Raw genomic sequence first — 11,316 nt, forward strand, 5'->3', positions numbered from 1 at the left:
TTAACGGAAAGTAAAGAAATAGTTCGCCAGAAAATTCCACAGTGTGACAAGGGTGATGGCAGCCATCTTTGCCAGATAGAAATTCACCTTACCTTTCTCGTGGAGCAGATAAAGAAAAAAATTATTCAGACCGAGTCCGATCAGGGATACTACAATAAAAGAGAGATACTCGCTTCGTAAATCAGGATTCTCGCTTTCAAAAGTCCATATTCTGTTCAGCAGGTAATTGGAGGTGGCTGCCAGTATGAAGCCGATAGAATTTGAAAGAAACTTATTCCATTTGAACTTCTCTTTACATAGCCACGTAAAGAAAAAATCGACGATCATTCCTGATAATCCTACTGCCCCGAATTTCAAAAATTTCAGTAACAACTCAGAAATACTGACTATTTCAAAGTCCGAAAAGATTTTTTCCATTTTTCCTGAGAAAAGATGATTCTGTTTACTTTTCCTATGATCTCTTTTTCATTGACATAACCGAAGAAACGGCTATCCCGTGAAATTTGCGGATTATCCCCCAAAACAAAATAGTAGTTGTTTTGTACCCGATAAATAGTCATTGGTTTTCCATTGATTGATATGGAATTATTCTGCAATTCAACGGTATTATTCTCCCGTATAATGATCTCCTTATAATCAATGAAATTATCGGGATTGATAATAAGATCCGTCCCTTTTTGCAATATTTGAGAAATTCGTTTCACCAGCAATACTTCTTTATTTTCAGGACTTTTAAAAATAATAAGATCGTTTTCCTGCGGCATTCTTAATCCCTTTAGCCGATGGTATCCCCAATTCGTTTCCATATCTTTTTCTCGCAGTGAGGGAATCCATGTGAAGATGTTTACAAGCGGAATATCAGACCAGCGGGCAGGTAGTATAGCGCCATAGCTGACCTTATCGATCCATAACCAGTCACCCGCCATAACAGTCGGTTCCATACTACCACTGGAAATACGGCACGGTTCACCGATAAAAGTCCGTATTAAAATCGCAATAAAAAATATGCTTAAAAAGAGATGAACAAATTTATGAATAACTCTTCTCATCATCCAGATATTTGGAATTCATTTTTAAGATATGTGAAACATTCTTTGTAGTCAACTTAGCATTATAATGTATTTCCAATAACTCCAAAAAATAGTTATCGGAATTACTATTTCCATATCCGAAGCTAGTAGTATAATTTTTCTCTTTAATTAAATCTAATACAATCCTTTTTTTTCTCAGCCCATGACAATTTCCTCCTTTAATCTTTCCCGTGAAAACCCCATTCTTTATTTCATATATAGTTCCTATTAATTCCATCCCGTTTATATCGCACCATTTTTTCAACCAAATCGAAGAAGATGCTGTCAATATAATGATTCTATCATTCCTTTTTTTATGCCATTCTATAAGTTTAATTGCATCTCTTCGACAAATATATGGCAACTTCTTCTCACAAAATTCATTTCCTTTTTTAATCAAATATGATTCTGGTTTATTCTTAAAAAAAAAGGAAAATAAGCGTTCTTTCAATTTAAAATTAGGATATATTCTAAAAAAATATAACAACGTAAATGGTATTAAACTCAATATTCCCTTATAAAAATGACTACCTTCACAGAATTTTATAAATTCAAAAAATGTATTTTTGAAAGTTATAGTACCATCCATATCAAAAACAGCAATACCTTTCATAGATTATCATTATAAACTTAATTTTTTAAATATTTTCTCAGGAATCAATTTTATTATACAAGTGATCATCTTCCAGATTCCTAATACATAAATTTTTTCTTTCTTCCTTTTGTAAGCAATGTATATGGTTTTTGCAACTGTCGACGGTTGTGCTGTTAAAATAGAAGGAGTTTTTAAATGAGAAATCATCTTAGTGTCTATATATCCTGGTATTACAGTTATTATATTCACGTGTGATTTAGAAAGCCTATTTCTCAATCCACTTAAATATGCTGTAAATCCAGCTTTAGCACTCCCATAAATATAATTATTCCCTCTCCCTCTTTCACCGGCAACAGAAGAGATTCCTATGATTGTACCAGCATGGTCGTCTTCCATTATATTTGCCAGTATATTTAAAATGGAAACATGAGCTACATAGTTATTATTAATTATAGCTAATGATTCGTTAAAATTGCCTAAAGCTTTATTATGATCCCCTAAATATCCAAAGACAGAAACAACAACATCAGGAAACATAGGCAGTGATTTTACAAACTCCATGTGATTCTCAAATTCATTTCCATCGAATAAGAGATTAAAAGTTTTGACATCATTTTTAATTGAAATATCAGCCGACAATCTTTGCTGATAATCTGTAATTTTTCTGGCAGCTAATTGGATGTCGAATCCCTCTTTTGCAAATTTATATGCAATAGCTTCACCCAAATCCGAATTTGAACCAAGAATCAAACAGGTTTTATTGGCCATTTCATCAAAGATTTTATATTATTACTGTATCTTCTATATATCTAGTCTTGTAGACTGGAGAGATTGAAATTTATTAGGATGAGTAAAATCAGTATTGTACATTTCTTTAAACAGATTTTTTGGGATTAGAAGATCTTTTGTTAAGTATATTTTCCCTTCGTATTTGAGTACCAGTGTGTGTAGCTGATTGATTAAATCAATATTTTGACGATTTAATTTAAAATCAAGGGCTAATGTATAGCCTGGCATTGGGAACGAAATAGGTGCTGCATACTCGCATTTATCTCCCATAATTTTAAGAATAGCCAATGGAGAAAAACAAGATGAACTTACAATTTTATCGATGATATTTTTTATGCCTTCCTTACCCTTTGTAAATGGAATTACAAATTGGAATTGAGTGAATCCTTTTTTGCCATACACCCTATTCCAATTGCTGATACTATCCAAGGGATAAAAAAAACTATTATAGTGAATTAAAAAATTACTTTCTTTCTTTATTTGTTTATTATAATATATGGAGTTCCAATTGCTTATAAACTGTTTATTTAATATAAACGAAGGAAACGTGAAAGGCACATTTATTAACGGGTTAGATCTCTGTACTTTTAATGGATTATTTTTTTTATCCACAGGTAAATCCTTTAACAGAGCATGTTCTCCCAACAAAAGGATAGATTTTCTGGTTGAATTTTTCATCGAGTTGCAATTAAGCCAAGCTACAGAATAAGTATAAAAATTATATTCTTCTAATTTATCCAATAGTTCATCCACTCCTTTTATTTTTATAGATTTTTGTTTTAGATAAGCTGTCTCTATTTTCCTAAGTTTTAAAGTGACGGATACAATAATTCCTGTCAGCCCCATTCCTCCAATTGTATTTGAGAACAATTGGGTATTGCGATTTCTAGAACATTCTATTAATTCCCCTTTTGCATTAATCAGTTCTATATTCTCTATGTAAGATGAAAATGCGCCTTCCTTATGATGATTCTTTCCATGTACATTTGATGCTACGGCTCCTCCTAATGTAACGTATTTAGTCCCAGGTGTTACAGCAAGAAAAAAACCTTCAGGTACGATTAATTCCAAAAGGTCTTTTATTAAAATACCTGATTCTGCTTTTATAATGCCATTTTCAGAGTCGAAAGAGATAACTTTATTAAACCTTAAAGTTGAAATAATATGATCCTTATTAAGAGAACTATCCCCATAACAACGCCCATTACCTCTTGCTATCAAGTTGTTGCTATTGACGATTATTTCATATAAATCGTCATAATCCTTTCGCTCTATCAAGTTTGTTTTAATACAAGGGTATAATCCCCAATTACAAATTTTTTCCATATAAAATAATCGTAAAGATAAAAAACCAGATAATAATTACAATCTTTAAATATAAATCTTTCATTAGAATATTCATAGGACAACCCGATTTTCTTTCAACTATGGAAAGCTGTATATAACGCATAATGCCTATAAAGACAGGGATAGACGTAAGGTATAATTTATTCGAACCTATTCTTTCAATCACATCCTCAGAAACCGTATAGAGGATATATGTAATAAGAGTGACAGAAAAACCGATTGTTTCGGCCACATCCATAAAAACTATATTATATTCTTTTTGTACGTCCCGGTATATATACTTTTGCGATAATATAAGATCATCTCTTCGTTTGGCAAAAGCAATAGATACGGTGAGGAAAAATACAATAATCAGTATCCAATGACTGACAAATATGTCACTCATAACCCCGCCGCTTTTTATTCTTAAAATGTATCCAAGACCTATGCATGATACATCGACGATTGGGATTTTTTTTAACGATACAGAATATGATAAATTTAATGCTATATATAATATTACATATAAGCCGGAAGATTTCAGATAAGGAAATAACGAAATGAATATGATCAATAAAATAAAAGCGATAATTAAGGTTTGCTTTTTAGTGAAAAAGCCGCTTGCCAGCGGTCTTGTGAATTTTATTGGATGGTATTTATCCTTTTCAACATCCAGAACGTCATTGACAATATATATGATGGAGCAGGCCAAACAAAAAGAGGAAAAAAGAATGAATAAATCATATATTGTGTTTAACGGAAGATCGAAAATTCTGCCGGAAAAAAAAGCCGGAATAAATATCATTCCATTTTTAATCCAATGATCTACCCTTATTAATTTAAGAAATTGGGAAATAGTTTTCATGGTAATATGTAACTGATTTTTTCGTAATCTGTTATAAACGGATTGGGAGTGTATAAGAGCAATACAGAATTTTCATCATACACTTTATATAGTTTGTTAAAAAAGCTCATCCAAGTTGGGATACTTTCATGTTCAATTTTATATCCGGATGTTTCAAGAAGTTCGCGTTCATGAAAATATCCTTTTGGAATAGTCACTATTGCATTATCCGGTATATCATTCAGAAACTCTGTATCAATAAAATGAAGGTTTACTTCATCATCCATATAGAATCTTTGAATCCAGCCTTTGGCATTCCCGATAGAATACGGTCCATAATAGGTACTGTAAATATCTATTGGATTACCCTTATAATAAGTTTTCTGGATATATTCAGCTAAATTTACAGCCCCGCTACCTGCGGGTTTGAAGATCATAAATAATCCCCCCGCATTTACTATTATCACTGCGAAAATAAATGAGTGGAACATAACTTGGAAATATCTTTTCTTGATTTTATATATTATTCTCTGATAAGTCCAGATAAGTAAGATGGGGGCAAAATTAATTATCGGGAAAAAATACCGAATTTCTTTATGGCCTATGAAAGAGTGAATTACCAAATATGGTAAAATGCACCACAGAATAATATTTTTATAATCATAAAATAATAAGTAAATCAGAGAAAACAAAATGGAAATACCAATAATTAATGTAGGCGCTGTTACAATTTTCTGAATATAATAATACCAGGGCTCTAATCCATAAAAGTTTACTACATTGTCAATAAGATCAACCTTAAAATAATTATAAGGTGCAAAAACAAATTCTCCATAATAAATTGTATCTAACAGGGTACATAAGAATACAATTGTAAATAGCCCACCCAGGACAAAGAAAAGATCCCTGAATCTGATTTTTTTAATTAATAATAACCATAATAGTAGACCTGTTACACAAAGTCCCATCTGGAAACGAAATTCAAAGCTTAATCCGAATAATACGCCTATAAGAAAAAAATAAATGTTGGTATGTCTATTTAATTGGATTAAACCTACAGAAACTAAGAGACATAAACCAGCCCATACTTCAGATGAGAAACGCACATTAATTGAGGGAAGAAACCATAGTACAAAAGATAAAAAGGAAAAGACCGTATAGAACCTTCTTTCTATAGTAGGCCTGAAACAACGGATAAAAAAGGAAATGGAAAAAACAGATAAAATTGCTGTTATTCCTCTTAATATCATTGCCAAAACATACGGGTTATTCAGATTAAATAAAGAAAAGAAGTAAAAAATACATAGAGCAATATACGGTTGTAATGACGAACGAATTTGTGAATCATATTCCCATGCCAAATCATAACCGGTATTCCATCCCGCTTTTAATCCGGCAAATTCAATTAACTGGAAATGTTCATCGGGATGATGGAAGCCGTTACTATAGAAAATAGATAAGGTGTATATGACTATAATGATATATATATTAAAAGATTTAATATACGTTATCTGGTTCTTTTTTAGATTTTGTACCATATATACTAAAATTGACTTCATCGTTACTCACAATACCCTTGATAGTTACTAAGATCGGAGATTCATACCCGTAAAAATATATAAACACCACCCTCTCGATATAACCGTAATCCAACTCTGTTGGGGTGAAATTTAATTTAATCACAGAACTTTCTTTAGGCTCTAAAATAAACGGAGTGTTAGAAATCTTACTGATAAGGCACTTACAACTGGTTTGAATTTGTGCTACCTGTATTTTGTTTTCACTTAAATTTTTTAACGGAATATCTATGTCAAACTTATTTTTTTTATTTCGAGATGTAATTATTTTTCCAAAATCTACTTCTGTTGGTATTTCTATTTGGAGAACATTCGTTTTTCTCGAATTACATCCTGAAATCGTAATACAAATAACTGATAATATTAGAAAGCACTTATATATTTTGTGTTTATTTTCTTGCATCTTGTACTATTTGTTGTATGTTGATAAATACGATTATTGGATTACCATCTTCCTCAAATTCCGAACGAATCTCTTTTATTGATTCATTCTCACTTATTATATCTTCGTTAACTTCTTTAAAACCATCTCTTAGCATAAAAACTGCGACGAAATATTTATTTGTACTGGCTTTAAAGTTTCCAAAAGAAACTATGTCAGCTATGGGATATTTATAAAATTCTTTATCTAAAGTTATTGAAAAGTTTTGGTTATATTGTAAATCTCTAAATATGTGATAAATCTTATTTTTATGATAATTATTGTATAATAGGTATAAATATTCATCTGTAGATAATATCTGTTCTAATCCTAATGAATAATTATCTTTCTTTAAATTACTATCGAAATCCAATATTGTTCCTGTTTCGTTTCTACCTGAAAATTTTGTATTTTTATTAATCTGTTTCAAATGAGTACTCACTAATAGATATGGGTTAATGTTATTATTATGATATTTTTGAACAATGTCTGAATATTGTGTAAGAATAAAACAGGTGTCTTGAACCATTGTGACCCTAGGAAAGCCATATTTCATTGAAACGTTATTAGTAGCTAGATAGGGGAAAACTTTCCTTTCCAATTTCATGTTTTCTTCATCTACCAGTAAGTATTCATATTTATTTCTTGGCTCGTTGTAGGTTGTGAGTACTAATTTGTTCTCATCGCTCAGTAGGTCTACATCATAGAATTCAGAGATCGAGTTATCGTACTTAATTTTATCAAGTAATATCCCATTATAGGAGTATTTGAAGACAGTTTGTCTAAGAATATCAAAAATTGCTATATATTTTTTAATTGGGTGTACGTAAAAACTAACAATGCTTAATTGCTCATTTGGGCCTCCACCTTTTTCTCCAATCGTATTTAAAAAAGTGCCATTTGTATCAAATACAAATATCTTATTATTAGAATCTAAAATAAATATTTGATTATCTTTGACAACCAATTTTTCAATATTGTTTCCAATTAAACAATTTTCGTTAGTCTCTAATTGAATATAAGTGGAATTTTTTATAAAATTACCGGGGGTGATTTTAATTTCTTCAAGTTCTTCAATATCAATGATCAAATCAATAGATTGCCTTTCTTGTTTGGGATTACAAGACAAAATCAATCCGTTTAGTATAAGAATGAGAATATATTTTTTCATTTTCAAAGATTTATATTTGTTATTTTTTTAATTGAATAAACATTTTATTCAGATTCAATGTGATCTTACTAAATTTATTAATGAAATCCGTTCCTAAAGAGCCATCAGCAGAGGGATCTTCCATAAAATAGTCTACAGTATAAATGGGGATATTTTTAAGAGAGAAAAATGTTTCACCAATTAATAATGCAAGTGAAGGCATTTGATAAATAGTATCGGACTTAATGGCTCCTACTCCGAAGGAATAAGTGAGTTTTTTCTCTAACGTTGTTTCTATTTCATTTCTATTTTTTAAATAATAGGATTTGAACATATGACTATTACTATTTCCCGTGTCAAGATGAAATGTAATAAGATCATCTTCACTAAAGGCTTTAACGATAATATTATTTCTTTCGTCGAGTATAATATTCCGGCCTGAAATAGGTAATTCGCTTTCTTTCTGAGGGATTATTATCTTCTTGTCGGAGGGATATAATTGTATCTCTCCTATTCTTTTTATAAAATCTATTCCTAAAACTCCATCAATATAGTCATTTATATTTTCATTTCTGAAAATACCGGATTTTTCCAAAAAATTATCACTGACTACAATCAATAGATTATAAAGAGTTACTTCTCCCAATGAGATATTATCTAATATTGCTAAATTTCCCTGGCTTATCCCTGTACCTGATATATTTATCGAATCATTCAGGTAATGTAAATTTATATTTTTTGAAGTATTATTAAAAATGCAAGTTGTTTCATATCCCGTATCTAGAATGAAGACATATTCTTTTCCTTGTATAAAAATTTTCACTACTCCTAGAGCACTTGTCATGTCGTGAATTGTGTCTTCATCTTTTCGAGAAGTAAAATCCATTTCTATTGTGCCGAAGGGAATTTCAATATTTTTTTCCGGCTTTATTACTTGGGTTTTCTCCTCATTACGTAGTGAATTATAAAAATTATACATTTCTTCAAATTTTTTTAATTCTTCTTGAGGCAAATTTTCAGAAACTTGGTCTATAAAATTTTTCAATTCACCAGCTATAAAGCCGTACTCACCCTGATAAGCCAATAAAGATATTTTATATCGAAATAATTCTACACTATTAGTAAAACCGATATTTTGTTGGTATTTATGTAGAAGGGTATCAATTGATGAAATCGCGGCCTCGTTTTGATTAAATTTGATATTTAACAAGGATTCTGTAAGCCACTTAAGTTCAGGCGTTTTAATACTGTCTTGTATTTGAGGATATTCTTTCTCTAGAGCAAACCAGTTATTTTGTTTTAACAATTCGTGGATAAAGATATCATATTTTTGAGCATTTAAATGCTCAAAAAATAATATAATTATAGAAAATATCATTACTTTTTTATTAATCTTACTTTTCATAACATTGTTGGATTGATTATCTTAAAAATGAGGCAAGGAAAATGCAAATAGAACTTTTAGGTAAACGTTATGGAAATATTTAGATTTCTAGTATTTACATTCCTTGCCTCATTTTGCTGTTTTGTAATTATATATTACAAGATCGTCTTTATTCTCTTAAGTATAAAAATACCTGAATAAATTTGTTAAAATGTTACTTTAATTGTACCTGAAATGGACCAATCACAGTTTGAATTAAAAGAATAAGAACATGAGGCTACTGAAATTTTAGCGGATGCTCCAACTGTATAGCTACCATATTTTTTACTCCCTCCAAATTCAATATAAGCTCCATAACTGTCTTCTTTAACTGTTGATGACCCAGTTAACGTCCAGACTATTTTACTATTATTGGAAGAAGGATTGGAACTGCTACCGCCAGAACTGCTACCGCCAGAACTGCTACCACCAGAACTGCTACCACCAGAACTGCCACCTCCGGAACTGCCACCTCCAGAACTGCCACCACCTCCAGAACTATCTCCTCCACCTGAACCATTCGACTGAGCCAATACTTCCACATGCAATTTATTGTCTACTATTCCGTAGTCATCCAGTGCATGTTTGAAGTTCAGCGTAAGCGCAAACAGTAAGGTTGCTATGCCTAAAATTGTTAAGTAAATCTTTTTCATTTCTGTTAATTATTTGATTATTAATTGATATAATTGAATTCAACTATTCATCTTCTGATTATTTTCATCCCGCCAATGACGGGATTGTCGGAAGACCACGCTATCGTAAAAGATAAGATATGTTTTCATTGTTCCATTGTCAGGTTGAAATAAATGGTAATCGTTTCGTTGTTTCAGTAATTCCCTTAGTTCTTTCTTCAACGTATCGGTATTATACCATGTATACGTGCGTTTGTGGGCATAAAACCCTAAATACAGTATGTAGCTGGTAAAAAGTATTACTGTTAATAATTTAAGGCTTTTCTTTCTGATCCTGTTATACAGAATAACACCGTAATAAGCCAATATAAATCCTATTCCTATCACTGCAACATAGGCATATCTATCGGCCACAATGGCAAAGCGTGATAGCGGAATGATATGCAAAGCCAGAGCGATATGGATGGTAAAAAATAAAAATCCGAAAGCCATCGGCCATTGCCTGATAAACGTCCATAATGATACCGCAATAACTAGTATTATTGCCGGATACACCAACAGCCAGTTGGGTAACGGATCTCCGATAGCAGAAGGAAAAGGATACAGGTAGGATAACTTAAACGGGAAAATGATTTTGAACAGGTATTCCAGATAAGCATAAGAGGCATAAACAATACGCTGCCATACTGGGTAATTGTCATGCCCGGCAAGAAATCCTCCTCCGTCGGTGTACTGGGAATAGATGGTGACAATCCCGAAAATAATGGATAACACGAAGAACGGCAGGGTTGCCATCCATGCCTTCCTATCTGATAGCTTCCGGTTCAATAACCAGTATATCAATAGCATCCATACCGGGAAAACTACCGCCTGCTCTTTTCCCAGAAAAGAGAGAACGTATAATAAGAGTGTGTATATGTAAAACCGTGCTTTCGCGGTTTCCATATAACGGAGAAACGTGTAGGTTGCCAGTAAATAGAAGAGGGCATATACCAATACCTTTGATGCGCTCATCCATGCAACCGATTCAACATTGAACGGATGAACGCAGAATATAAGGGAAGTGATCAATGAAACCGGCGGAATTATTTTAATATCGATTTTTCCGCTTAAAGTAAGCAATTTCTCTATTACTAAGAATACCAGGCAGGTATTGATGATATGCAGGATAAGACTTGCCAGATGAAAGACAAATGGATTATATCCGGCCACAGAATATAAGATCAGGTATAAATATTCATTAAAAGGGGCATATTGTCCATGATAGAATTCGGTAAGTATTCGCCATATATTCTGAAATGTGAATCCACCTTCAGTATATTGGTTCATCACGACCCATTGGTCGTCCCAGAAATCGAGCAACTGATTACTAAGGATCGGGTAATATATTGCCAATGCAGAGATTCCCAGTATTATGAAATACAAGTAGCGGAAAGAAAAGATAGATGGCCTTTGTGTTTCCATAAGGAAAAGAATTACGTTTTCATCC

Annotated in this window: 12 protein-coding genes; all 12 read right to left on the reverse strand. The window is 31.9% G+C overall.

All coding sequences use genetic code 11. The features are described from left to right. The 12 genes from F597_RS0118150 to F597_RS21225 all read right to left on the reverse strand — a co-directional run bounded on the left by F597_RS0118150 (position 1) and on the right by F597_RS21225 (position 11,291). Complete coding sequence (locus F597_RS0118150; RefSeq protein ID WP_019541177.1) at positions 1 to 417, reverse strand: GtrA family protein; 417 nt, start codon at positions 415 to 417, stop codon at positions 1 to 3. Then, complete coding sequence (gene lepB, locus F597_RS0118155; protein WP_313382153.1) at positions 387 to 1,052, reverse strand: signal peptidase I; 666 nt, start codon at positions 1,050 to 1,052, stop codon at positions 387 to 389. The genes F597_RS0118150 and lepB overlap by 31 nt, the downstream gene beginning before the upstream one ends. Further along, on the reverse strand, positions 1,030 to 1,683 hold the full coding sequence (locus tag F597_RS21215) for an HAD-IB family phosphatase (protein WP_019541179.1): 654 nt from the start codon (positions 1,681 to 1,683) through the stop codon (positions 1,030 to 1,032). The genes lepB and F597_RS21215 overlap by 23 nt, the downstream gene beginning before the upstream one ends. A 9-nt stretch (positions 1,684 to 1,692) precedes the next feature. After that, entirely contained in the window at positions 1,693 to 2,433 is a 741-nt protein-coding gene (locus tag F597_RS0118165) for an SDR family oxidoreductase (RefSeq protein WP_019541180.1), read from the reverse strand. Between the two features lie 33 nt (positions 2,434 to 2,466). Further along, on the reverse strand, positions 2,467 to 3,780 hold the full coding sequence (locus tag F597_RS0118170) for an FAD-binding oxidoreductase (protein WP_019541181.1): 1,314 nt from the start codon (positions 3,778 to 3,780) through the stop codon (positions 2,467 to 2,469). Beyond that, on the reverse strand, positions 3,764 to 4,645 hold the full coding sequence (locus F597_RS22145; protein ID WP_081624415.1) for a UbiA prenyltransferase family protein: 882 nt from the start codon (positions 4,643 to 4,645) through the stop codon (positions 3,764 to 3,766). Before F597_RS22145 ends, F597_RS0118170 begins: the two co-directional genes overlap by 17 nt. Further along, positions 4,642 to 6,162 (reverse strand): glycosyltransferase family protein, encoded by a 1,521-nt coding sequence (locus F597_RS0118180; protein WP_019541185.1) that lies wholly within the window; start codon positions 6,160 to 6,162, stop codon positions 4,642 to 4,644. The genes F597_RS22145 and F597_RS0118180 overlap by 4 nt, the downstream gene beginning before the upstream one ends. Further along, positions 6,122 to 6,604, reverse strand: coding sequence for a DUF1573 domain-containing protein (locus F597_RS0118185; RefSeq protein WP_019541186.1), 483 nt, complete (start codon positions 6,602 to 6,604; stop codon positions 6,122 to 6,124). Before F597_RS0118185 ends, F597_RS0118180 begins: the two co-directional genes overlap by 41 nt. Then, on the reverse strand, positions 6,591 to 7,793 hold the full coding sequence (locus F597_RS0118190) for a 6-bladed beta-propeller (RefSeq protein ID WP_019541187.1): 1,203 nt from the start codon (positions 7,791 to 7,793) through the stop codon (positions 6,591 to 6,593). The genes F597_RS0118185 and F597_RS0118190 overlap by 14 nt, the downstream gene beginning before the upstream one ends. Before the next feature lie 19 nt (positions 7,794 to 7,812). Next, positions 7,813 to 9,177, reverse strand: a complete 1,365-nt coding sequence (locus tag F597_RS0118195; protein ID WP_019541188.1) for a retropepsin-like aspartic protease — start codon at positions 9,175 to 9,177, stop codon at positions 7,813 to 7,815. Between the two features lie 185 nt (positions 9,178 to 9,362). Continuing rightward, entirely contained in the window at positions 9,363 to 9,848 is a 486-nt protein-coding gene (locus F597_RS22150) for a hypothetical protein (RefSeq protein ID WP_081624416.1), read from the reverse strand. A 39-nt stretch (positions 9,849 to 9,887) separates the two neighbouring features. Beyond that, a complete protein-coding gene (locus tag F597_RS21225; RefSeq protein ID WP_122969711.1) occupies positions 9,888 to 11,291 on the reverse strand; it encodes a glycosyltransferase family protein in 1,404 nt (467 codons plus the stop codon). Between the last annotated feature and the right edge of the window lie 25 nt (positions 11,292 to 11,316).

Origin of the sequence: Proteiniphilum acetatigenes DSM 18083 (assembly GCF_000380985.1) — a bacterium.
Classification (GTDB): Bacteria; Bacteroidota; Bacteroidia; order Bacteroidales; family Dysgonomonadaceae; genus Proteiniphilum; species Proteiniphilum acetatigenes.

Excerpts from the sequence above, each read along its gene's own strand:
- F597_RS21225 (WP_122969711.1), bottom strand. The coding sequence starts at position 11,291 with ATGGAAACACAAAGGCCATCTATCTTTTCTTTCCGCTACTTGTATTTC.
- F597_RS0118170 (WP_019541181.1), bottom strand. The coding sequence starts at position 3,780 with ATGGAAAAAATTTGTAATTGGGGATTATACCCTTGTATTAAAACAAAC.
- F597_RS0118165 (WP_019541180.1), bottom strand. The coding sequence starts at position 2,433 with ATGGCCAATAAAACCTGTTTGATTCTTGGTTCAAATTCGGATTTGGGT.
- F597_RS22150 (WP_081624416.1), bottom strand. The coding sequence starts at position 9,848 with ATGAAAAAGATTTACTTAACAATTTTAGGCATAGCAACCTTACTGTTT.
- lepB (WP_313382153.1), bottom strand. The coding sequence starts at position 1,052 with ATGATGAGAAGAGTTATTCATAAATTTGTTCATCTCTTTTTAAGCATA.
- F597_RS0118190 (WP_019541187.1), bottom strand. The coding sequence starts at position 7,793 with ATGAAAAAATATATTCTCATTCTTATACTAAACGGATTGATTTTGTCT.
- F597_RS0118180 (WP_019541185.1), bottom strand. The coding sequence starts at position 6,162 with ATGGTACAAAATCTAAAAAAGAACCAGATAACGTATATTAAATCTTTT.
- F597_RS21215 (WP_019541179.1), bottom strand. The coding sequence starts at position 1,683 with ATGAAAGGTATTGCTGTTTTTGATATGGATGGTACTATAACTTTCAAA.
- F597_RS0118185 (WP_019541186.1), bottom strand. The coding sequence starts at position 6,604 with ATGCAAGAAAATAAACACAAAATATATAAGTGCTTTCTAATATTATCA.
- F597_RS0118150 (WP_019541177.1), bottom strand. The coding sequence starts at position 417 with ATGGAAAAAATCTTTTCGGACTTTGAAATAGTCAGTATTTCTGAGTTG.
- F597_RS0118195 (WP_019541188.1), bottom strand. The coding sequence starts at position 9,177 with ATGAAAAGTAAGATTAATAAAAAAGTAATGATATTTTCTATAATTATA.
- F597_RS22145 (WP_081624415.1), bottom strand. The coding sequence starts at position 4,645 with ATGAAAACTATTTCCCAATTTCTTAAATTAATAAGGGTAGATCATTGG.